The following is a 21,041-nucleotide window of genomic DNA, read 5'->3' as shown; positions in this document are numbered from 1 at the left end:
AATAAGGCGAGGACGGGCGCAGGACAACAGCTCCGCCCGCCTTTGTGGAAATTTGCCACAAAGACGTGTCACAGACTCCGCCCGCTTTCCCTCCGTCGGCGGCGTCAAGGTTTCCTCAACAAAATGGCGACATCTTGAAGTTAATTTTCAATTGATGAGGGTTGCCATGCTCAAGACGCCTTCGCTCGTTGCCGCACTGCTGATCGCCCTGCCGGCCGTGTTGTCGGAAGCGTCGCCGATCCTTGCCGCCCCCGCCGCCGACATCACCGGCGCGCTGCCGAACCTGTCGCAAAGCAGCGTCGACGGGTTGCGTTCGGCCCTTGACGCCCTCGATTCCAGAAACCTCGCCGGCGCCCTGTCGATCGCCGCCGGCCTGCCCGAGCTCGACCGCGACATCGTCACCTGGATGGCCATCCGGCGCGGCGCGCAAGGGCTGACGCCGGCCACCATCACCGATTTCGCCCGCCGCCGGCCCGACTGGCCCTCGGTGGAGCTGATGCGCCGGCGCGCCGAGCAGGCCCTCTCGGACATGAACCTCGCCCCGGCCGAGGAGATCGCCGCCTATGCCGGTTCCGTGCCGATCTCCGACAAGGGGATCAAGTCGCTGGCCCGCGCGCTGATCGCCGTCGGCCGCACCTCCGACGCCTCGGCGCTGCTCGGCGCCTGGTGGGCGCGGGAGCCGCTGTCGCCGGCCGACGACAAGGCGGTGATCGCCGAGTTCGGCAAGGTGCTGACCCGCGCCCAGCACAAGGCGCGCTACGACATGCTGATGTATGCCGATCGTGTCACCCAGGCGTCGGCGCTGACCCCTTACCTGCCGGACGGCTATGCCGCCCTCGCGGCGGCCCGCACCGCCGTGCTGCGCGGCGGTGCCGACGCCGGCCGCAAGCTCGACGCCGTGCCGAAAGCCGCGCGCAAGGATCCGCTTTACGCCTTCACGGTGGCCGAATGGCATCGCCGCGCCGACCGGCCGGAAGAGGCGGCCAAGGCCATCCTGTCCGTCGATGCCAAGGCCACCGTGCTGCACGGCAACGACTGGTGGGTGGAACGGCGCATCGTCTCGCGCGACCTCATGGAGAAGAACAGCACTCGCCTTGCCTACAGGGTAGTGGCCAGCCAGGCGGGCGGCAACGAGACGACGCTGCAGGAAGCCCATTTCCATGCCGGCTGGTACGCGCTGCGCTTCCTGAAGGATCCGCAGGCGGCGCTCAGGCATTTCGGCGAACTCGAGAAGGTGTCGCAGAAGCCGATTTCCCGCGCCCGCGCCAACTACTGGATCGCCCGCGCCGAGGAGGCGGCCGGCAACGCCGGCAACGCGCGCACCCGCTACGGTCGCGCCGCGGCCGACGCCTTCACCTTCTACGGCCAGTTGTCGCGGGTGAAGCTCGGCCTGCCGACCCTCGGCCTGCCGCCGGCGCCGAAGCCCACCGACGCCGACCGCGCCGCCTTTGCCCGCACCGATCTCGCCCGCGTGCTGGTGCAATTGCTGAGGTCCGGCCGGGAAAGCGACGCCAACCTTCTTTATCTCGAACTGGCGAAGACGCTACCCACCGGCGGCCAGGTGGCGTTGCTGGCGAATTTCGCCGAGAGCCAGGGCGATCACCGCCTCGCGCTGCAAATCGGCAAGCTCGCGGCCGATCGCGGGCTTGGCGCCGAGCGGCTCGCCTTCCCGCTCGACGCCATTCCCGAAAGCGCCCGCCACCAGAAGCTGGTCGAAACGGCGATGGTCTACGGCATCGCCCGTCAGGAGAGCGCCTTCGATCCGCGCGCCCGCTCGTCGGCCGGCGCCCTCGGCCTTCTCCAGTTGATCCCGACCACGGCCGCCAACACGGCGAAGACGATCGGCGTCAAATTCTCCAAGGACCGGCTGACCAGCGACCCCGGCTACAACGCCACGCTGGGCGCCGCCCACCTGCGCGAGCTGCTGGACGAGTTCAGTGGTTCTTATATCCTGACGTTTGCCGCCTATAACGCCGGCAAGAGCCGGGTCCGGGAATGGGTGCAGCGCTTCGGCGACCCGCGCAATCCCGGCGTCGATCCGGTCGACTGGATCGAGAGCATCCCCTACGGCGAGACGCGCAACTACGTGCAGCGCGTGCTGGAGAATATCCAGGTCTATCGCGAGCGTCTCGATGGCGCCCGGCTGGCCATCGCCAACGACCTGAGGCGCGGCGGCTGAGACGCACATCGTCCTGGCACTGTTGGTTATCATTTCCGTGCTCCCCACGAAGCGATCGCCGACGAAGTGGAAAGGCGCGTTTCGCCCGGGCTGCGGCTACGAGCCGGCTTATCTCCTTGAAGGGGCGCGGCAAGGCGGACCGGATTCGCCGGCAAAGCCCCGCGACGGCGTCACGACGCCCCGGACAGCGGCCCCAGCGGCAACCACCAAAGGAAATTTCCAAGGGAATTCAGGAGGATTCCGCCACATTCACGGGAGTGCCGTGCCGACCCGCCAAAAAGTCGAAAAAGGCCGCTTGACTTCCCCGGAGGCATCCCCTAATTCACCGCTCACCAACACGGAACGCGGCGCTGCCGGCAAGACAGCGAGCGGTACGATACGGCCCAGCGGGGGTGTAGCTCAGTTGGTTAGAGTGCCGGCCTGTCACGCCGGAGGTCGCGGGTTCGAGCCCCGTCACTCCCGCCACTTCTTCCAAAATCAATTTGAAATCATTGCGTTGCGCGATGCTTCTCATATTTGACTTTAGAAGGGTTTCGCCCCGTCTGGAACTTTCGTGCCTGCAAAGCGTTATGCCTCCGCCTCATCAATAGCGGAGGATATTTCCCATGGTCGAACACTCCAATCTCGTCTTGTCGGAAGCGCTGCTGGTGCTGGTCGACCGCGGGGATCTGCGGGAAGGCTCGGACGCTTACCTCGCCGCCCAGAAAGTGGTCAGCGAAGGCGAGGCGGCGTTGTCGGACGAGGAAAGGCGGCTCTGGCGCGAGGAAGTCCTGCCGAAACTGGGCGACGATTTCGCGGCCTGATGGCCGGTCAAACGCCGCCGTTCAGGATGGCGTGCGCCGGCAGGACCTCGACGCCGCCGGGCGCAATCAAGCCGCTCCAGATGGCGTTGTGGTGCTCGATAACGGCCTTCGCCGGCAGGTGCGGCCGGTCGGATACCGTATGCGCGTCGGCAACCGGCACGACGGGGCGGCCGAGCGTCACCGCCCGGCGCACCGTGGCGTCGACGCAGAAATCGGTTGCCCAGCCGGTGACGAACAGGCGCTTCGCCCCGAGGTTGTCGAGGATTTCCGACAGCGGGGTTTCATGGAACGGATCGTTGAGCGTCTTGGTGACCACCAGGTCGTCGGGCGCCCGCCTGAGCTCCGGCAGGAAGCGCCAGCCCGGCGTGCCCGGCTCGAACCTGTCGCCCGCCGCGCCGGCATGCTGGATGAATATCACCCGCCCACCCCGCTTGCGGATGGCGACACCGAGGGCGTTGATGCGGCCGACGACGCCCAGAAGATCGTATTTCGGCGCCCCCTCCCTAAGGCCGACCTGCATGTCGACGACGAGCATCACGTCCATGTCGGCCCTCCCTGCCGCTTGCTTCATAAAAGAAGGCCAGCCAATCATGGCGCGGCGGCCTTGACCATCCGGGCAAATCCCGGTCCCCTGCCGCATTTTCCGGCAGCGCAAGGCTCAAGACGATTGATCGAGTGGCTTAAGGCAGCGGTCTTGAAAACCGCCGAGGGTGCAAGCCCTCCGTGAGTTCGAATCTCATTCCGTCAGCCGCGCCACTTTACGCCAACTACGATAAAGCCCGACCTTCCCGCAGATCGCCCCGTCGCTCAGAGGGTGGACTGACGCGCTATCGACAGGCGTTGCGAGCCCACATGATCCCGCATGCGGACGAATGGTACGATTGCGTGGTCGACGCGGCGATGGTGCCAGGTCCGTGACGGCCAGCAAGGCGAAAGGGTGGCGAATCCGCATGATATCTCTCTTGATAGATATCAGATGAGGTATATATCGTGATAGCTATCAGAAAGCCGGAGGCCGCTATGCCAACGAGAACAGCCAAGATTTTCACGACAGGCCGCAGCCAGGCCGTCAGGCTCCCCGCGGAATTCCGCTTCGAAGGAAAAGAGGTATTCGTGCGTCGCGATCCCGCAACCGGCGACGTCATCCTGTCGTACAAGCCGGATTCATGGGACGGCCTCTTCGAACTCTATGGCAAGGATCAGGTGCCGGAAGATTTCATGGGCGCGGCTGATCGCAACCAGAATTCCCAAGATCGCGATCCGTTCGAGGGCTGGCAGGAATGACGGCCTGGATGCTCGACACCAACATCGCCAGCCATGTCATCAAGGGCGACCGTCCCGAAATCATCGATCGCCTTGTCTCGCTTCCCATGGCAGATATCGTCATTTCATCCGTCACCGAAGGGGAATTGCTTTACGGTCTCGCCAAGCGGGGCTATCCCAAGGCCCTGTCGGAACGGGTCAGGCAATTCCTTCTTCGCGTCGATATTCTGCCTTGGGATCATGATGTGGCGCAAGCATATGGCGATCTGCGAGCAGCCTGCGAAGCCAAGGGCATTACCCTCGCTCCCCTGGATATGATGATAGCGGCGCATGCGGTTGCAGCCGATGCAACCCTTGTCACGCGCGACAAGGCATTCGCTCGCGTTTCCGCGCCTCTGAAGACAGACGACTGGACAAGTGGACCAAACTGAATGGTTCAAGCGGCCGGTTCGGTCGCCCATCGGGCAACAGCATTGCATGCCGCAAGGCGCTGAAAGAACGTCCCGACCCGAGGGTCGAGGCAGCATCGATACCGAGCGCATCGTAGTTTGCGCGCCTGCGTATCGTCATCGAGAAGCTTATCCGAGTTTATTCAATCGTTCGATAAAGCGCCCTTTTCGGGAATGGCGCTCTCGGACGGCTCTCAGGCGCCGGGCGAAATCCTCGCTCGTATTTTTTTCGTCGGCGATTGCTCTGAGATCAAGGAGAAGAGCGGCGGCTTTGTCGTAGCCGGATGCGTTGCCGCGTTCGATCTCGGCCTCGATCTCCCGCCAGACGTTTTCGCCACGCTTGGCGAGGGCATCGAGGCGACGACGGCGAAGGCGCTTGGCTTCCGCCTCCCGCTTCCGGTCCGCGGCTGCCGCAGCCTCCGCCAAAGCCCGCTCGCGGGCGTGGCGGATCGCGCTGGCGCGGGTCTGCAATTCGCCGACCGTGCGGGCCTCGACCGGCTGGACTTCGGCTTCGGAGCGCAGGTGCCGGTGGACGCGGGCGCGCAAATCGGCCGTTACAGTCGGATCGCCCTCGAACAGGCGTAACAGCAAGTCGGCTTTTTCCTCGTCCTGAATCGAGGAAATCGTCGTTCTGACGGCCTCGGATGACAACGGCATGGCGGCATGAGGATTGAACGGGCGCTCGGCGGCGGCGGCGACCAGGTCGGCGTCGATATTGAAAAATTCGGCGAAGGCGTCGAGAGCAGCGGTCATCGGCCCGATGCCGGGCATGGGTTCCAACTCATCGGGGTCGAACACCTCTGCTCCGACCGCGCTCAGCCAGATCAGATAGAACAGCCGCAAGTCGCCGCTGAGGACATCGGCGCGCAAGGGCGCCAGCGCCGCGAGCCAGCCCGAGCCATCGTCGCAATCCTCGAGATCCATTTCCTCGAAAGCAATATCCAGAATCAGGTTTTCGCCGACAAGGCGCAACTCGGCGGTATCGACCTCGCCCAGGAAAGCATTGAGCAGACGGCGATCAACCGTGCGCGCCGGCCATCGGATCATCAGCCGCCGCGAACCCCAGTTTGACAGATAGAGGTGCAGGTCGAACCAAGCCTCCATCAATCTGGCCGGATCGCCCTTGAAGTCGCCCCATTCATACGCGTTGACGAAGCTGCTGGTCGTAATCCGCGCCCGCGTCGACAAGGCCCGCAAAGCCTCACGGTCGGCGGCGGAGAGCGGCCGGTCGATAGCCTGGAATTCGTAATACTGATATTCGCTCATGGGCACGGCCGCTTGAAAAAGTTCGGACGGGATCATCTTCACCCATTGTTTGGCTATGGTCCACGTCCATATCCGGTCTTGCCGAGCCGGCGACTGGAAGCAGGACGAAAAGCCCGATTTTGCTTGCCGCACCTGCCCGTTTCCTGTATGAGCCCGCCATCGTGCAAAACGTACGATACCCGGCTGGGGGCTGAACGGAAGGTGGCCGCGTCGCGAGGCGAGGTCTCTGATCCCGGAACAAGGATCGTCTTCCCGTGTCTCCGCTCTCGATCTCGTATCTGTGGAGCCTTTCGGAGGGTTCGCAGAGGCTTGGCGCCGGGTGGTCAATGAACCGAGAAAGGCAGTACCGACATGGCGCTCTACGAGCACGTGTTCCTGGTCCGCCAGGACGTTTCCGCCCAGCAGGTGGAAGCGATCGCTGACCAGTACAAGGCCCTTGTTGAAGGCAATGGCGGCGCGGTGAAGAAGGTGGAGAACTGGGGCCTGCGCGCCCTCGCCTACCGCGTCAAGAAGAACCGCAAGGCCCACTACGTCCTGTTCAACCTCGACGCGCCGCACGCCGCCGTCGCCGAACTGGAGCGTCAGGAGAGCCTCAGCGAAGACATCCTCCGCACGATGACCATTCGCGTCGACGAGCTCGAGGAAGGCCCGTCGGCCATGCTCCAGAAGCGCGATCGTGACGAGCGCGACGGCGTCCCCGCCGGCCGCGGCGATCGTGGCGGCTTCCGTGGTGGCGATCGTGGCCCGCGCCGTGATCGTGCGCCCCGTCGTGAAACCGAAGCTGGGGATATGGAATAATCATGGAAATCACCTCCCTCCCCGCCGCTCGCCGTCCGTTCTTCCGCCGCCGGAAGACCTGCCCGTTCTCCGGCGCCAACGCCCCGAAGATCGACTACAAGGACGTGCGTCTGCTGCAGCGCTACATCTCCGAGCGCGGCAAGATCGTTCCCTCCCGCATCACCGCGGTGTCGGCCAAGAAGCAGCGCGAGCTCGCCCAGGCGATCAAGCGCGCCCGCATCCTCGGCCTGCTGCCGTTCATCATCAAGTGATGACGGGCGCCTGAGGGCGCAGTATAAGATTTTCGGCGTCGCGATTGTGGTCGCGGCGCCGTTCCTGCAAAGTTGGGATGCGGCCATCAGGCTCGGCACCCCTAACCGCCCGGCGGCATCGGCCGTCGATCACAGCATCGGTCGCCCTTGCCGGCGATCGCGCGGGACAGCGAGATAAACGTGAACGGACTTCTTCTCGGCATCGCAGCGGGTGCCGCCTCCGCCCTGCTTTTCGCGGCCGTCACAAGTGGCGGTGCCCTCGGCACGCCGCTGTTCTTCATGTCCGCGCTTCCCATCGCCATCGTCACCATCGGCTGGGGCACGCTGGCCGGCGTCGCCGCCGTGCTTGCCGGCCTCGTCGGCCTGTGGGTTTTCATATCCTGGAAGGCGGCGCTGCTGCATGCCCTGGTGGTCGCCGGCCCCATGGCCTTCTACGGCTATCTCGTCGGCCTCGGCCGGCCGCTCGACGCCGAGGGCCGGACCTTCGAGTGGTATCCGCTCGGCCGCGTATTTCTGGCCATGGTGCTGATCACCGCCGCCACCATCGTCGGCGTCGGCATGATCATCGGCTTCGACATCCAGGCAACGGCCAGCGACGTCGCCGACATGCTGGTCGCCATGGGGCAGACCTCCGGCGAACCGGGCGCGCCGACGCGTGAGGACCTGCTGCCCGCCCTGCTCGTCTACATGCGTCTGATGCCTTTCGCGCTCGCCATGTTCTGGCTGGTGCTGACGGCGTTCAATCTCTGGCTGGGCAGCCGCGTCGTGCGCCTCTCCGGACGGCTGAAGCGCGGCGACGACGCCATCGCCGAGACGCTTTCGCTGCCGCTGTGGATGGCCGGCGTGTTCGTGGTCGCGGCGCTGCTTGCCGGCCTCGACAATTCGTTCGGCCTCATTGCCGGCGTCGTCGCCGGCGCGGCCGGCATGGGCTTTGCCATGGTGGGATTTGCCGTCCTCCACGTCTTCGTGCGCGGCAACCCGGCCGCCCCGCTGATCCTCGGCGTCACCTACGGCGCCACGTTCGTCCTCTCCATCCCGCTCATTCCGCTGGCCATCGCCGGCATTCTCGACGGTCCGCTCGGCCTCAGGGCCAAGCGGCTCAATAAACGACCGGGCGCCTGACGGCCCCGTCCCCGTAAACGGCGGCGACGCCACGACAGACAGACTGGAGTATAGAAAATGAAGGTCATCCTTCTCGAGCGCATCGGCAAGCACGGCACCCTCGGCGAGACCATCAAGGTCCGCGACGGCTTCGCCCGCAACTACCTGTTGCCGCAGGGCAAGGCGCTGCGCGCCACCAAGGAGAACCAGGCCCGCTTCGATCGCGAGCGCGCCGCCCTCGAGGCCCGCAACGCCGAGCGCAAGTCGTCGGCCGAGCAGATCAAGATCGGCCTCGACCAGCGCTCCTTCGTCGTGGTCCGCCAGGCGGCCGAGACCGGCCAGCTCTACGGCTCCGTCGCCGCCCGCGACATCGTCGACATCCTGGCCGCCGCCGGCGAGACCGTCACCCGCTCGCAGGTGAACATCAACGCGCCGATCAAGAACCTCGGCGTCCACAACGTCGAGATCATCCTGCACGCCGACGTTCACGCCACCATCACCCTCAATATCGCCCGCTCCGAGGAAGAGGCCCAGCGCCAGGCCAAGGGCGAGGACGTCACCGCCGGCGCCCGCGAGGAGACCTTCGTGCGCGAAGTCGGCTCGGTGCTCGACGAAGAGGGCATGGACCGCGAAGAACTCTGAGCCGGCTTCGGTTCCGAGACCAGCGCAAAGGATCGACCCCGGGACTCAAATCCCGGGGTTTTTCTTGTCGAAACAACAGGCTGCCGATTCTTCTGTGTGGGCATTGTTCGGTCGCCAGAGTCAATGCTCATTGTCGGGAAATCCGACTCCTGTGTGGATTGCGGGAGTCGATGACAACTGCCGCGTCCTGTCAGGACAGGGCTTGATACTGTCCCGTCTTCATCCGCCAGCAGGAACCCGTCCGTCCCATGTCCATCATCCGCCGCGTCGAAGATCAGGCCGCCGCGCTCACCCGCAGTGCGCCGCATAATGTCGAGGCGGAACGGCAATTGCTCGGCGCCATGCTGATGAACAACGAGACGTTCTTCCGCGTCTCCGATTTCCTTGAGCCGCCGCATTTCTTCATCGAGCAGCACAAGGCGATCTACGAGAAGATCGGCCAGCTCATCCGTGGCGGCAAGGTCGCCTCGCCGATCACGCTGAAGACCTTCTACCCGGCCGACTATCAGATCGCCGAGATGCCGGTGACGCAGTATCTGCTGCGCCTCGCCTCCGAGGCGACCACCATCATCAACGCCGAGGACTACGGCCGCATCATCCACGACCTCGCCGTCCGCCGCGACCTGATCCGCATCGGCGAGGACATGGTCAACATCGCCTATGACGCGCCGATCGACATGCCGCCCCGCGCCCAGATCGAGGATGCCGAGCGGCGCCTCTTCGGCATTGCCGAGAGCGGCCGCTACGAAGGCGGCTTCCATACCTTCTCCGACGCGCTGCGCGAGGCGATCGACATGGCCGCCGCCGCCTACCAGCGCGACGGCCACCTGTCCGGCATCGCCACCGGCCTCTCCGACCTCGACCGGACCATGGGCGGCCTGCAGCGCTCCGACCTCGTCATCCTCGCCGCCCGCCCTGCCATGGGCAAGACGTCGCTGGTCACCAACATCGCCTTCAACGTCGCCAATGCTTATGAAGCGGCCGAGCAGCCGGATGGCTCGCTGAAGACGGTCAACGGCGGCATCGTCGGCTTCTTCTCGCTCGAAATGTCGTCCGAGCAGTTGGCGACGCGTATCCTCGCCGAGCAGTCGGAGGTGTCGTCGTCCGACATCCGCCGCGGCAACATCGACGAGAACCAGTTCGCCAAGCTGGCCGCCGTCGCCCAGCGCATGCAGACGCTGCCGCTGTACATCGACCATACAGGCGGCATCTCCATCGCCCAGCTGGCCGCCCGCGCCCGCCGCCTGAAGCGCCAGCGCGGCCTCGACCTGGTCATCGTCGACTATCTGCAACTGCTGTCGGGCTCGTCGAAGGCGGCCCAGAACGGCCGCGTGCAGGAGATCACCGAGATCACCACCGGCCTCAAGGCGCTGGCCAAGGAACTGGCGGTGCCGATCATCGCTCTCTCCCAGCTGTCGCGTCAGGTCGAAAGCCGCGACGACAAGCGGCCGCAGCTCTCCGACCTGCGCGAATCCGGCTCGATCGAGCAGGACGCCGACGTGGTGATGTTCATCTATCGCGACGAATATTATCTGCAGTCGCGCATGCCCAAGGAAGGCACCGAGGAGTTCTTCAAGTGGCAGGCCGAGATGGACCGCGTCACCGGCAAGGCCGAGGTGATCATCGGCAAGCAGCGCCACGGCCCCACCGGCACCGTGCAACTCGCCTTCGACGCCTCCGTCACCCGCTTCTCGGATCTCGCCAAGGACGACTACCTGCCCGAGCGCTTCGAGTAAAAGGCACTTTCTGAAATGCCAAGCCCCGGCAGCGCGAAGCGGCCGGGGCTTTTTCGTTCAAGTCGTCTTCAGCTCATTTGGCGGCGAGGAAGTCGCCCACTTCGAGCAGCACGAACTCGTTGTCGTCGGCCTTGTCGACGACGCGGCCGGCCGAATACGGCAGGTTGTTGTCGTTGCCGACCACGATATGCGTGGCGTCGACCACGTCGACGTTCTCGATGGTGACGAAGGGCATGGTGTAGACGCCGTTCACCGTGCCCTGCTTGGCCTTGCCGTCGGGGTCGGCGATGTTCAGGAGATCGATGTAGCCGATCTTGCGCACGGCCTTGCCGACGTTGTCGTCATCGAGAACGATCTTGTAGACGCGCTTGTGCCCGGCCGGCTTGTCGAAGCAGGTCGGCTCCGGTTTGGCCGGGTCGGCGCAGGCCTTGTCGGCAAGGCCGGCGCCGCCGTCGCGCTCGATCACCAGCGCCGTGCTCTCGTCGATCATGTTGAAATCGCCGATGTTGGTGCCGGCGCCCGAGAACGGATAGAGCCAGGAGCGGCCGGTCCAGGCCTTCTGCGCAACATCGAACTCGATGATGCGGATGGCGGTCGCGCCGTCGGCCTGCTCGAACTTGCCGTCGCCGAGGTAGAGCGGACCTTCCAGCAGCCCATAGAGCTTGCTGCCGTCCTTCGACTGCGCCAGCCCCTCGAAGCCGTTGGACCGGCGAAGATTGAACGCCGGCAGCGGCTTGCTGGGATCGGCCGGCAGGCTGAGCGTCGGATTGTCGGGCGACAGCACCGGCTTGCCGTCGACGAGCGTCGGCACGACGTCGGTCAGCTTGCCGTCGGCGGCGACGTGGATCAGATAGGGACCGAGCTCCTCACCGATCCAGAAGCCGTCGCCGACCGGCTGGATCGACTCGATGTCGAAATCGGCGCCGGTGAGGTAGCGCGTGTCGGCGCCTTCCATGACGATCGGGAACGGCGCCACCTTGTCGGGATCGCTGAGGAACACCGTGTCGAGGCGCTCGACCGTGCCGGCCTGCCAGTCGAACTTGATGTGATGCAGCATCAGCATGGCGTCGCTGGAGTTGGACTTGCTGCCGAAGCCGTTGTCGTTGAGCGTCCAGAACGTGCCGTCGGCCATGGTCTTGATGCCGGAAAAGCCCTGCACCGCCTGGCCGTCGAACGGCAGGCCGAGGCCGGTGTTGCGGACGCCGTCGAGGCCGGGCACCGAGCCGAGCGCCGTGGCACGCTTGCGGTCGGGCGTCGAGAACTTGCCGGCCTGCTTGAGGAACTCCGGCGCGTCGGCCGGAGCGGCGATGATGGTGTTGGCCGGCAGCACGGCCTGCGATACCAGCGTCGCCTTGAAGGCGGTTTCGTCGGCCAGGACGACGGCGGAGGAAACGACGAGGGCGACGGACGCCAACAGCAAAGTCTTCATCGGGCTCACCTGAAAAGCAATGGAGAAAGCCCGACCTTGGTAGAAAGCGCGGGTGTCAGTGGATTGACACCTCCGTGACGGTTCGGTGATGCGGAATATGGTTCTCCGAAGAAAAGCCCCGGCAAGCTTGTTGCCGGGGCGATTGTTCGGCGAACCGACCTGAGACGGCTCAGTTCTTCTTGGTTTCTTCCAGGAAGAAGCGGCCGAGCGGGTTCTGGTCGAAATTCTCGATGTTGGCCCGCGACACGTTGCGGTAGGGGCTGTAGTAGAGGTCGATCCAGTTGACGTCGTCCTTGGCCATCTTCTGGAGGTCGACGTACATCTGCTCGCGCTTCACGGGATCCATCTCGACGCGCGCCGCGGCGACCAGATCCTTGACCGCCGGATTGTTGTAGCGGGTCATGTAGTTCATGTTGCTGTCGTGGCCGAGGACGAAGGTGGTCTTCTGGTCCGGATCCAGCACGTCGTTGGTCCAGTACATCACGGATATGTCGTAGTCGCCGGCGATCAGCATGTCCCAACTCTGGCTGGGGTCGACCTTCTGGAGATCGACGGTGACGCCGGCCTTGGCGAGCTGCTGTTGCAACAGGACGGCGATCTGCTCGTCGACCTCGTCGCCGGCATTGACCACATAGTTGAGCTTGAGGTCGGCGGCGCCGGCCTCCGCCAGCATGGCCTTGGCCTTCTCCGGGTCATAGGGCCGCTGCAGGTTGTCGGCGTAGTGGTAGAGGGCACCCTTCGGAATGTAGGAATAGGCGACCTCGCCGAGGCCGAAGGTCACCGCGTCAACAATCGCCTTCTTGTCGACCGCCATGTCGAGGGCCTGGCGCACTTCCTTCTTGGCGAGCGCGCCGTGCTCGTGGTTGATCAGCAGGTGATCCTCGCGCGTCGAGGTGTCCAGGTGGATCTTGAGGTTGGGATCCTTCTGGAGCTCGGCGATGCGCGAGAACGGCACGAAGATGGCGGTGTCGATCTCGCCGGCCTGCACCTTCAGCATGCGGGTGTTGTCGTCGGGAATGGAGATCCACTCGACGCCGTCGAGGCTGACGCTGGCGGCATCCCAGTATTCGGGATTCTTGACCAGGATGACGCGGTCGCCACGCCGCCACTCCTTGACGGCGAAGGCGCCGGAGCCGATCGGCGCCTCGCCGAAGGCATCCTCGCCCATGTCCTCGACCACCTTCTTGGGCAGCACCGACACGTTGGGCAGCGCCAGCGACGACAGGAAGGGCGCCGACGGGCCGGTCAGCTTGATGACCAGCGTCTTCGGATCGGCGGCGGTGGCCGTGTCGACGATCTTGTAGCTGTCGGCCCACAGCGAGCCCGGGTTGTCGCGGATGCGCAGGATGGAGAAGGCGGCATCGTCGGCGGTCACCGGATCGCCGTTGGAGAACTTGGCGTCGCGCAGCTTGAAGGTATAGGTCAGCCCGTCGTCGGAAACGGTCCAGCTTTCGGCGAGGCCGGGGATCAGCTTGGTGCCGGACTTGTCGACGCGCACCAGCACGTCGAACACGTTGGAGAACACCCAGTTGTCGACGTTCTGGGCGGTCTTGATCGGATCGAAGGTCGTGCCGTCCTCGCGGCGGCCGATGGTCAGCACGCCGGCGGCCTCGGCGATCGAGGCCCCGAAGACGAGGGTGGCGAGAACGGTCGCCACGCTGAGTTTGGTCCACTTTGCGGTCATGTCGAGTTCCCTTCTGGTTATCATGCTTCGCCCGTGACGAGCCCGGACGTTTCTTCGACGAAATCGTCTCCACCTCTCGGAGACAGAAGCGGCCTGTCCGGATCAATGTCCGGAATGGCGCCGATCAAGGCTTGCGTGTAGGCCTCGCGCGGCGCGGCGAACACCTTGTCGGTCGGTCCTTCCTCGACGATCTCGCCGTGGTACATCACCACCACCCGTTCGCAGAGGTTGCGGACGATGGCGAGGTCGTGGGCGATGAACAGCAGCGTCAGGTTGAGCCGCTGCTTGAGGTCGCGGAAGAGATCGACGATCTGCGCCTGGATGGTGACGTCGAGCGCGGCGACGCACTCGTCGGCGACGATCAGCTTGGGATTGACGGCGAGCGCCCGGGCGATGCCGGCGCGCTGGCATTGGCCGCCGGACATGGAAAGCGGCTTGCGGCCGGCAAATTCGCGCTCGAGGCCGACGAGATCGAGGAGCTCGCCGATGCGCGCCGGTATCCGCTCCTTCGGCACGCTTTCCTGCACGGCGAGCACCTCGGCCAGCATGGCGCCGATGGTGAGGCGCGGATTGAGCGCGTTGTAGGGATCCTGGAACACCATCGCCGCCTCGCGGCGGAGTTTTCTCAGCGCCTTCGCCCGCTCGGTGACGATGTCGGCGCCGTCGAAGGCGACGTGCCCCTCGGAGATCGGCGTCAGGCCGAGCAGCGCCCGGGCCAGCGTCGACTTGCCCGAGCCGCTTTCGCCGACGATGCCCACCGTCTCGCCGGGCATCACCTGCAGGCTGACGCCCTTCACCGCCGAGAACTCGCGCGGCCCGCCGGAGAACAGGCTGCGGCCGGTCACCGGGAAGCGGACGTGAAGATCGTCGATCTCGACGAGCGGCCGCGCCTTCGGGATGGCCGGTTCGCGGGCCGGCACGAAGGCCGCCTGCCGTTCCGGCATCGACGGATGCGAGGCGATCAGGTTCCGCGTGTAGGGATGTTGCGGCCGGCCGAGCACGTCGCGCTTGTCGCCGATCTCCAGCAGCCGGCCCTGCCGGAGCACGGCGATGCGGTCACAGGTCTGGGCGACGATGCCGAGGTCGTGGGTGATCAGGATCACCGACAGGCCGCGGCTCTCCCTCAGGTCCATCAGCAGCCGGAGGATCTGCGCCTGGATGGTGACGTCGAGCGCCGTCGTCGGCTCGTCGGCGATCAGGATGCGCGGGTCGCAACTAAGCGCGACGCCGATCATCGCCCGCTGCCGCATGCCGCCGGAGAATTCGTGCGGATAGCCGTTGTATTGCCGCGCCGGGTGCGGGAAGCCCACCTGCGCCAGGATGTCCAGCGCCGCCGCCCTCGCCGCCTTGCCATCGACGCCGCGATGGATGCGGATGCCCTCGGCGATCTGGTCGCCGATGCGCATCAGGGGGTCGAGGTGGCTGGTCGGGTTCTGGAAGATCATGCCGATGTCGCGGCCGCGCACCGCGCGGATGTCGCTGTCCGGCGCCTTGGTGAGGTCCCGGCCATCGAGCATCACCGAGCCGGAGGCGATCGTGAGGTTGGGCGACGGCATCAGCCGCACCAGCGAACGGCAGGTGAGGCTCTTGCCCGAGCCGCTTTCGCCGACCAGGCCGAGGATCTCGCCCTTGCCGAGGTCGAAGGACAGGTCGTCGATCAGCGTGCGCGGACCGTCCTCGCCGGCGAAGACGACGCTGAGGTTGCGGACGGAGAGCAGCGTCTCGCTCATTCGCGCACCCCCAGGAGATCGCCGAGGCCGTCGCCGGTCAGCGAGAAGCCGAAGGCCAACGTCACGATGGACAGGCCGGGAAACAGCGTGATCCACCAGGCGGTGGTGATGAAGCTCTGGCCCTCCGCCACCATCACGCCCCACTCGGCGACCGGCGGCTGCACGCCGAGGCCGAGATAGCTGATGGCGGCGCCCGACAGCAGCACCAGCACGCAATCCGACATCGAGAACACCACCGAGCCGGCGATGGCGTTGGGCAGCAGATGGCGGAACATGATGCGCGGGCCGGAAAAGCCCAGGCTGAGCGCCGCCGTCGCATAATCGGCCGTCTTCAAGACCAGCATCTGCGCCCGGATCAGCCGGGCGTAGGACACCCAGCCGACCAGCGCCATGGCGATGTAGAAGCTCTGGAGCCCCGGCCCGAGGATGGCGATGATCGACAGCATCAGCACCAGGAAGGGAAAGGCCAGGATGATGTCGATGACGCGCATGAAGACGATGTCGACCTTGCCGCCGAGATAGCCGGCCAGCGTGCCGACCACCGTGCCGATCAGGAAGGGAAAGACGACGCCGATCACCGCGATCTGCAAATCGACGCGGGTGCCCCAGATGACGCGCGAGAAGATGTCGCGGCCGAAGTTGTCGGTGCCGAAGGGATGCGACCAGGACGGCGGCTGAAGGCGCAGGTCGCCGTTCTGCAGGATCGGATCGTAGGGCGCGATCACCGGCGCCATGAGAGCGACGAAGAGGAAGATGGCGAGCAGGATCAGCCCGGCGAGCAGCGTCGGCCGCCGCCGGACAGCCTTCCAGGCCGGAGCGAGCGCGGCGGTCATTGCTTCACCCTCGGGTCGATGGCGACGGTGACGATGTCGGCGATGAAGTTCACCAGCACCGTCGCGCAGGCGAACACCATGGCGACGCCCTGCACCACCATGTAATCGCGCGAGAAGATGGCGCGGACCAGCAGTTGGCCCATGCCCGGCAGCGCGAACACGCTTTCCACCACGACCGTGCCGCCGATCAGCCAGCCGATGTTGACGGCCAGCAGGTTGATGGTCGGCACCAGCGAGTTGGGCATCACGTGCCGCCAGAAGACGATGCTTTCCGGCATGCCGCGCGCCCGGGCCGCGGTGGCGAGGTCGCCCTTCAGTTCGGCGATCATCGCCGTCCTGAGCGAGCGGATCAGCACGGTCGACAGCGACAGCGCGATGGTCAGCGCCGGCAGGATCAGGTGATAGAGCTTGTCGGCGACGGTCTCGCCGTAGCCGGAGACCGGGAACAGGTCGAGCCGCACCGAGAAGAAGATGATCAGCATCAGCGCCAGCCAGAAGGGCGGGAAGCCGATGCCGAACGTCGAGACGAAGCGGACGATATGGTCGGCCGGCCCGCCGTTCGAGCGCGCCGCCAGCGAGGCGAGCGGCACGGCGATGACGAGCGACAGCAGCACCGCCGAGAGCACCAGCGCCAGCGTCGGCTCGATGCGGGTGGCGATCAGCCTCAGCACATCGATCTTGTAGAGGATCGACTTGCCCATCTCGCCCTGGGCGAGGTTCTGGAGAAAATAGAAATATTGCAGCCAGATCGGCTGGTCGAGGCCGTATTGGGCGCGGATGGCGGCGATGGCCGACGGCGTGGAGCGCGTGCCGAGCAGCACCCGCGCCGGATCGCCGGGAATGAGGCGGACCAGGATGAACGTGATCAGGCTGATGCCGAACAGCACCGGCAGGAACTGCAAGGGGCGATAGAGGACGAACTTATACCGGTGCATCGTGGCTTCCGGACTTGGCGACGACCGTCATGGCTGGGGCGAACGTCATCGCTGGCTGTGTTTCCCGAGGAAGGCAAGGAGCGCCGGGTAGTAATCCCCCGGGTTCTCGTAGAATGGCATATGGCTCGAATTGGCGAAAACCCTGAGCTCGGCGTCCGGCAGATTGAGCTTCATGCGCAATGCGCAGGCCGGCGTCAGTTCGTCGTGCTCGCCGCAGGTGATCAGCGTCGGCACGGCGATCCTGTGAAGATCGGGCACTCGGTTCCAATCCTTGAGATTGCCGATGTAGAGGAACTCGTTGGGGCCTTGCATGGTGCCGTAGGGGCCCATGTTCCAGTCCGACAGCGAGCGGTTGACCGGCGCCGGCCATTCCTTCAGGCGGCAGACGTGGCGGTAGTTGAGCAGCATGATCGCCGCCAGGTATTCGGGATGGTCGATGGTGCCGGCCGCCTCGTGCGCCTGCATCATCGCCACCGTCTCGGCGCCGAGCGCGCCGCGCAACCGTTCGAGCTCGCCGATGAGGTGCGGCATGTCGGCGACGGTGTCCTCGAGGATCAGCGTCCTGAGCGCTTCCGGATAGGTCAGCGCATAGTCGATGGCGAGCCAGCCGCCCCAGGAATGGCCGAGGAAATGCACCTTGCCGAGGCCGAGCGCCCGCCGCACCGTCTCGGTCTCCTCGACATAGCGGCCGATCGTCCAGAGCGCCGGATCGGTTGGGCGATCGGAAGCGCCGGTGCCGAGCTGGTCGAAGGCGATGACGCGATAGCCTTGATCGATCAGGCAGGAATGGGCCTCGCGCAGATAATCGCAGGGAAGACCCGGGCCGCCGTTGGCCAGCAACACCACCTCGTCGCCCGTGCCGAACTCGTAGGCGACGACGTTGTAGCCGTCGACCTTCACCACATGCCTGGCATCAGGGGCGATTTCCCGCCACATGGCCGTTCTCCGCAATCCGAGTCAAAGCTCACGATTTGAGCGTGACCAAATTTTGGATGAATTGTCGCTCAACACCAGCTATTAGAAGTGATAGGGTTCGGGAGATGGAGGAGCACGAGCCACCGTCCGCGGGGTTTTCCACTCCGGAGAAGCTATAGATGCCCGTCGATATCGCCGCCATCAAACAGCGGCTCGCCACCGAGACCAGCCTGGAAGGATGCATCGACCGGGCCTTCGACATGGTGAAGGGCTTCGGCTTCGACGCGCTCATCTACGACTATACGCCGGTGCCCTACGACGTCGACGGCAGCATGAACATCCCCTCGCTCCTGAAGCTCAGGAACGTGCCGGAGGACATGCACGAATACTGGTGCGGCCGCGGCTACTTCCGTTTCGACCCGGTGCAGCAACTCGCCCTGCGGACCTCGACGCCCTTCTTCTGGAACTACGACCGGGACGCCGATACGGCGATCCGCCGCTATCTCTCGGACGACAGCCGGCCGGTGGAGAGCTATCTCCGCGATCGCGGCCTGACCTCCGGCGTCACCGTGCCGGTGCACCTGCCGCGCGGCGATTATGCGACGGTGACCGGCGTCCGCTTCGGCGCCGGCGCCGACTTCCAGCGCACGGCCGAGGGCTCCATCGCCGACTTCGGGCTCCTCGCTCACCTGTTCCACGAAACGGCCTATGCCGCCTTCGACGCGCCGGCCCGCGTCGGCGCCATGCCGCGCCTCACCGACCGCGAGCGCCAGTGCCTGCGCCACTCCGCCGACGGTCTGTCGGCCAAGGAAATCTCGCGCATCATCGACCGTTCGGTGCCGACGGTGGTGATGCACCTCAACTCGGCGATCCGCAAGCTCGGCGCCCGCAACCGCACCCAGGCCGTGGTGCGGGCCATCCACTATCGGCTGCTCGACGAACCCCCGACCTATAACTTCTGATAGCTGCTGCTCAGCTTTTCGCCGCGCTATGTTTTTGCCTAACACATATGCAGCGCGGAGAGTGAACGGTGGTCGACGTCGTGGAAGGATTTGCGCCCTTCGGCGCCTATGAAACCTGGTACCGGATCAGCGGCTCGCTGTCGTCGCCCCGACTGCCGCTGATCGTCGCCCACGGCGGTCCGGGCTGCACGCACGACTATGTCGACAGCTTCAAGCGCATCGCCGACCTCGACGGCCGCGCCGTCATCCATTACGACCAGCTCGGCTCCGGCAATTCGACGCACCTGCCCGACAAAGGCAAGGACTTCTGGACGATCGGGCTGTTCCTCGACCAGCTCGACGCCCTCCTCTCGCATCTCGGCATCGGCGATCGCTACGCCTACCTCGGCCAGTCCTGGGGCGGCATGCTCGGCGCCGAGCACGCCGTGCGCCGGCCGAAGGGGCTGAAAGCGCTGGTCATCGCCAATTCGCCGGCCAACATGCACACCTGGGTCAGCGAGGCCAATCGCCTGCGCGAGGCCCTGCCGCCCGAGGTGCAGGCGACACTCCTGAAGCACGAGGCGGCCGGCACCATCACCCATCCCGACTATGTCGCCGCGTCGCGGGTGTTCTACAACCGTCACGTCTGCCGCCTCGATCCCTGGCCGAAGGAGGTGAGCCGCACCTTCGAGCTGATGGACCTCGACAACACCGTCTACATCAACATGAACGGCCCTACCGAATTCCACGTCATCGGCACCATGAAGGACTGGACGATCGAGGATCGCCTGCCGCTGATCGAGGTGCCGGCGCTGCTGATCTCCGGCAAATACGACGAGGCGACGCCGGAAGTGGTGCGCCCCTACGTCGAGAAGGTGCCGGGCATCCGCTGGGTGCTGTTCGAGCAGTCGAGCCACATGCCGCATGTCGAAGAGGAAGCAAGATGCCTTGCGACCGTTTCCGATTTCCTGAAATCTGTCGAGGGATAGAGGGCAACGCCAAAGCCGAGGACCGACAATGACCTGGAAGACCGCCCGTCGTTCCTTTTATTATGACGGCGCCCCCGAGCCGGAAGATCCCGTGCTCACCGCCGGCAAGGTGGCGCTGCTCGTCATCGACGTTCAGAACGTCTATCTCGACCGCCCGGATCCCGCGACGCTCACCGGCGACGACCTCAGCCGCTATCACGCCTGGACGCCGTTCCACGAGCGCATGCACGGCACGGTGATCCCGTCGATCCAAAGGCTGCTCGCCGCCTTCCGCGGCCGCGGCCTCGACGTGCTCTATGCCCGCATCGCGGCGCTGCGCCACGACGGCCGCGACCGCTCGCTCAGCCAGAAGAAGCCGGGCTGGAACAATCTTCTGCTGCCGAAGGACGAGGCGCCGTCGCAGATCGTTGCGGCCATCGCGCCCGAAGGCGACGAGATCGTCGTCACCAAGACCACCGACAGCGCCCTCACCGGCACCAATCTGCGCCTGGTGCTGGCCAATCTCGGCATCACCCATGTGATCTGCTGCGGCATCTTCACCGACCAGTGCGTCGCCTCGACGGTGCGCAGCCTCGCCGACGAGAGCTTCGACGTCATCGTCGCCGAGGATGCCTGCGCCGCCGGCACCCTGGAGCTGCACGACCGCGAGCTCGAGATCATGAACATGATCTACTGCTCGGTGATGAGCACCGACGAGGTAATCGGCTACCTGCCGGGATGAAGAATGTCATTTCAGGAGATAACCAACCGCGCTGCCGGTCGCGTTTGAAGGCCGACGGAAAATGACGCGGTTTGACATTTTCCGTGGCCGACCCCAGAGTGGAACAAAAGGAGATTGGCCGTGAATCTCAGCGTGTCACTGACCGACGAATTGGCGAGCTTCGTCAGGGCCAAGGTGGAATCCGGGCAGTACACGTCTTCCAGCGAGGTAGTGCGGGAAGCGCTTCGCCTGCTGGAAGAACACGACCAGCACGAAGACAAGCTCCGCTGGCTGCAACAGGCGTGGGCCGAAGGCATCAGCAGTGGCGATTTTGGGCCGCTGGATATCGAGACGGTCAAGGCCGAGGGCCGCAAGCGGCTGGCGGCGAAAGCCTGAG

21 protein-coding genes and 1 tRNA gene are annotated in these 21,041 nt (G+C 65.3%); 14 read left to right on the top strand and 8 right to left on the bottom strand.

The window, feature by feature from the left end; genetic code table 11:
* The first annotated feature begins 166 nt into the window (after positions 1-166).
* The 3 genes from CJ014_RS03325 to CJ014_RS03315 all read left to right on the top strand — a co-directional run bounded on the left by CJ014_RS03325 (position 167) and on the right by CJ014_RS03315 (position 2,982).
* The gene (locus CJ014_RS03325) at positions 167-2,179 is read left to right on the top strand and encodes a lytic transglycosylase domain-containing protein (RefSeq protein ID WP_100079067.1); all 2,013 of its coding nucleotides are present in this window, start codon (positions 167-169) and stop codon (positions 2,177-2,179) included.
* Positions 2,180-2,567: 388 nt separating this feature from the next.
* Positions 2,568-2,644 (top strand) — tRNA-Asp (locus CJ014_RS03320).
* A 140-nt stretch (positions 2,645-2,784) separates the two neighbouring features.
* Positions 2,785-2,982 (top strand): hypothetical protein, encoded by a 198-nt coding sequence (locus tag CJ014_RS03315; protein WP_100079066.1) that lies wholly within the window; start codon positions 2,785-2,787, stop codon positions 2,980-2,982.
* 7 nt (positions 2,983-2,989) lie between these two features.
* Here the strand turns inward: CJ014_RS03315 and CJ014_RS03310 are convergent, their stop codons facing one another.
* A complete protein-coding gene (locus CJ014_RS03310; protein WP_100079065.1) occupies positions 2,990-3,526 on the bottom strand; it encodes an isochorismatase family protein in 537 nt (178 codons plus the stop codon).
* 476 nt (positions 3,527-4,002) lie between these two features.
* On the opposite strand from CJ014_RS03310, the gene CJ014_RS03300 reads away from it, so the two are divergent.
* Together CJ014_RS03300 and CJ014_RS03295 are read left to right on the top strand one after the other, a co-directional pair.
* Positions 4,003-4,266 carry an antitoxin gene (locus CJ014_RS03300; RefSeq protein WP_100079064.1) on the top strand — a complete coding sequence of 88 codons (264 nt, stop codon included), beginning with the start codon at positions 4,003-4,005 and terminating at the stop codon, positions 4,264-4,266.
* Positions 4,263-4,676: a type II toxin-antitoxin system VapC family toxin gene (locus tag CJ014_RS03295; protein ID WP_100079063.1), complete on the top strand. Its 414-nt coding sequence runs from the start codon at positions 4,263-4,265 to the stop codon at positions 4,674-4,676. The genes CJ014_RS03300 and CJ014_RS03295 overlap by 4 nt, the downstream gene beginning before the upstream one ends.
* A 147-nt stretch (positions 4,677-4,823) precedes the next feature.
* Here CJ014_RS03295 and CJ014_RS03290 read toward each other — a convergent pair whose 3' ends face one another.
* Positions 4,824-5,960 carry a hypothetical protein gene (locus CJ014_RS03290; protein ID WP_100079335.1) on the bottom strand — a complete coding sequence of 379 codons (1,137 nt, stop codon included), beginning with the start codon at positions 5,958-5,960 and terminating at the stop codon, positions 4,824-4,826.
* A gap of 351 nt (positions 5,961-6,311) precedes the next feature.
* Between CJ014_RS03290 and rpsF the strand changes: the two genes are divergently transcribed.
* The 5 genes from rpsF (at position 6,312) to CJ014_RS03265 (ending at position 10,488) form a co-directional block, all read left to right on the top strand.
* Complete coding sequence (gene rpsF / locus CJ014_RS03285; protein ID WP_100079062.1) at positions 6,312-6,758, top strand: 30S ribosomal protein S6; 447 nt, start codon at positions 6,312-6,314, stop codon at positions 6,756-6,758.
* Between the two features lie 2 nt (positions 6,759-6,760).
* The gene (gene rpsR, locus CJ014_RS03280; RefSeq protein ID WP_084632951.1) at positions 6,761-7,009 is read left to right on the top strand and encodes a 30S ribosomal protein S18; all 249 of its coding nucleotides are present in this window, start codon (positions 6,761-6,763) and stop codon (positions 7,007-7,009) included.
* Between the two features lie 180 nt (positions 7,010-7,189).
* Complete coding sequence (locus tag CJ014_RS03275) at positions 7,190-8,131, top strand: hypothetical protein (protein ID WP_100079061.1); 942 nt, start codon at positions 7,190-7,192, stop codon at positions 8,129-8,131.
* A gap of 57 nt (positions 8,132-8,188) precedes the next feature.
* On the top strand, positions 8,189-8,752 hold the full coding sequence (gene rplI, locus CJ014_RS03270; RefSeq protein WP_100079060.1) for a 50S ribosomal protein L9: 564 nt from the start codon (positions 8,189-8,191) through the stop codon (positions 8,750-8,752).
* A gap of 248 nt (positions 8,753-9,000) precedes the next feature.
* Positions 9,001-10,488, top strand: a complete 1,488-nt coding sequence (locus CJ014_RS03265) for a replicative DNA helicase (protein WP_100079059.1) — start codon at positions 9,001-9,003, stop codon at positions 10,486-10,488.
* Between the two features lie 73 nt (positions 10,489-10,561).
* On the opposite strand, the gene CJ014_RS03260 is transcribed toward CJ014_RS03265, so the two are convergent.
* From CJ014_RS03260 to CJ014_RS03235, 6 genes are all read right to left on the bottom strand, one after another.
* Positions 10,562-11,917: an esterase-like activity of phytase family protein gene (locus CJ014_RS03260; RefSeq protein WP_100079058.1), complete on the bottom strand. Its 1,356-nt coding sequence runs from the start codon at positions 11,915-11,917 to the stop codon at positions 10,562-10,564.
* A 169-nt stretch (positions 11,918-12,086) separates the two neighbouring features.
* Positions 12,087-13,601, bottom strand: a complete 1,515-nt coding sequence (locus CJ014_RS03255) for an ABC transporter substrate-binding protein (protein ID WP_100079057.1) — start codon at positions 13,599-13,601, stop codon at positions 12,087-12,089.
* Between the two features lie 20 nt (positions 13,602-13,621).
* Positions 13,622-15,331, bottom strand: a complete 1,710-nt coding sequence (locus CJ014_RS03250; protein ID WP_100079056.1) for an ABC transporter ATP-binding protein — start codon at positions 15,329-15,331, stop codon at positions 13,622-13,624.
* Complete coding sequence (locus CJ014_RS03245) at positions 15,328-16,164, bottom strand: ABC transporter permease (RefSeq protein WP_100079055.1); 837 nt, start codon at positions 16,162-16,164, stop codon at positions 15,328-15,330. The genes CJ014_RS03250 and CJ014_RS03245 overlap by 4 nt, the downstream gene beginning before the upstream one ends.
* Positions 16,161-17,099, bottom strand: coding sequence for an ABC transporter permease (locus tag CJ014_RS03240; RefSeq protein WP_100079054.1), 939 nt, complete (start codon positions 17,097-17,099; stop codon positions 16,161-16,163). The genes CJ014_RS03245 and CJ014_RS03240 overlap by 4 nt, the downstream gene beginning before the upstream one ends.
* 45 nt (positions 17,100-17,144) lie before the next feature.
* Entirely contained in the window at positions 17,145-18,035 is an 891-nt protein-coding gene (locus tag CJ014_RS03235) for a proline iminopeptidase-family hydrolase (protein ID WP_100079053.1), read from the bottom strand.
* Positions 18,036-18,193: 158 nt separating this feature from the next.
* Between CJ014_RS03235 and CJ014_RS03230 the strand changes: the two genes are divergently transcribed.
* The 4 genes from CJ014_RS03230 to CJ014_RS03215 all read left to right on the top strand — a co-directional run bounded on the left by CJ014_RS03230 (position 18,194) and on the right by CJ014_RS03215 (position 21,040).
* Positions 18,194-18,976: a helix-turn-helix transcriptional regulator gene (locus CJ014_RS03230; RefSeq protein WP_100079052.1), complete on the top strand. Its 783-nt coding sequence runs from the start codon at positions 18,194-18,196 to the stop codon at positions 18,974-18,976.
* A gap of 68 nt (positions 18,977-19,044) precedes the next feature.
* Positions 19,045-19,944 carry a proline iminopeptidase-family hydrolase gene (locus tag CJ014_RS03225; RefSeq protein WP_100079051.1) on the top strand — a complete coding sequence of 300 codons (900 nt, stop codon included), beginning with the start codon at positions 19,045-19,047 and terminating at the stop codon, positions 19,942-19,944.
* A gap of 28 nt (positions 19,945-19,972) precedes the next feature.
* Entirely contained in the window at positions 19,973-20,665 is a 693-nt protein-coding gene (locus CJ014_RS03220; RefSeq protein WP_100079050.1) for a cysteine hydrolase family protein, read from the top strand.
* 120 nt (positions 20,666-20,785) lie between these two features.
* Entirely contained in the window at positions 20,786-21,040 is a 255-nt protein-coding gene (locus tag CJ014_RS03215) for a type II toxin-antitoxin system ParD family antitoxin (RefSeq protein WP_100079049.1), read from the top strand.
* Position 21,041: the final 1 nt, after the last annotated feature.

The organism is Pleomorphomonas carboxyditropha, from assembly GCF_002770725.1.
In the GTDB taxonomy this organism is placed as follows: domain Bacteria; phylum Pseudomonadota; class Alphaproteobacteria; order Rhizobiales; family Pleomorphomonadaceae; genus Pleomorphomonas; species Pleomorphomonas carboxyditropha.
The sequence above is the reverse complement of the archived record's forward strand: the minus strand, read 5'-3'. Positions and strand labels throughout refer to the sequence as shown.

Coding starts and splice junctions, on each gene's coding strand:
- CJ014_RS03325 (WP_100079067.1), top strand. CDS start 167: ATGCTCAAGACGCCTTCGCTCGTTGCCGCACTGCTGATCGCCCTGCCG.
- CJ014_RS03315 (WP_100079066.1), top strand. CDS start 2,785: ATGGTCGAACACTCCAATCTCGTCTTGTCGGAAGCGCTGCTGGTGCTG.
- CJ014_RS03310 (WP_100079065.1), bottom strand. CDS start 3,526: ATGGACGTGATGCTCGTCGTCGACATGCAGGTCGGCCTTAGGGAGGGG.
- CJ014_RS03300 (WP_100079064.1), top strand. CDS start 4,003: ATGCCAACGAGAACAGCCAAGATTTTCACGACAGGCCGCAGCCAGGCC.
- CJ014_RS03295 (WP_100079063.1), top strand. CDS start 4,263: ATGACGGCCTGGATGCTCGACACCAACATCGCCAGCCATGTCATCAAG.
- CJ014_RS03290 (WP_100079335.1), bottom strand. CDS start 5,960: ATGAGCGAATATCAGTATTACGAATTCCAGGCTATCGACCGGCCGCTC.
- rpsF (WP_100079062.1), top strand. CDS start 6,312: ATGGCGCTCTACGAGCACGTGTTCCTGGTCCGCCAGGACGTTTCCGCC.
- rpsR (WP_084632951.1), top strand. CDS start 6,761: ATGGAAATCACCTCCCTCCCCGCCGCTCGCCGTCCGTTCTTCCGCCGC.
- rplI (WP_100079060.1), top strand. CDS start 8,189: ATGAAGGTCATCCTTCTCGAGCGCATCGGCAAGCACGGCACCCTCGGC.
- CJ014_RS03265 (WP_100079059.1), top strand. CDS start 9,001: ATGTCCATCATCCGCCGCGTCGAAGATCAGGCCGCCGCGCTCACCCGC.
- CJ014_RS03260 (WP_100079058.1), bottom strand. CDS start 11,917: ATGAAGACTTTGCTGTTGGCGTCCGTCGCCCTCGTCGTTTCCTCCGCC.
- CJ014_RS03255 (WP_100079057.1), bottom strand. CDS start 13,601: ATGACCGCAAAGTGGACCAAACTCAGCGTGGCGACCGTTCTCGCCACC.
- CJ014_RS03250 (WP_100079056.1), bottom strand. CDS start 15,331: ATGAGCGAGACGCTGCTCTCCGTCCGCAACCTCAGCGTCGTCTTCGCC.
- CJ014_RS03245 (WP_100079055.1), bottom strand. CDS start 16,164: ATGACCGCCGCGCTCGCTCCGGCCTGGAAGGCTGTCCGGCGGCGGCCG.
- CJ014_RS03240 (WP_100079054.1), bottom strand. CDS start 17,099: ATGCACCGGTATAAGTTCGTCCTCTATCGCCCCTTGCAGTTCCTGCCG.
- CJ014_RS03235 (WP_100079053.1), bottom strand. CDS start 18,035: ATGTGGCGGGAAATCGCCCCTGATGCCAGGCATGTGGTGAAGGTCGAC.
- CJ014_RS03230 (WP_100079052.1), top strand. CDS start 18,194: ATGCCCGTCGATATCGCCGCCATCAAACAGCGGCTCGCCACCGAGACC.
- CJ014_RS03220 (WP_100079050.1), top strand. CDS start 19,973: ATGACCTGGAAGACCGCCCGTCGTTCCTTTTATTATGACGGCGCCCCC.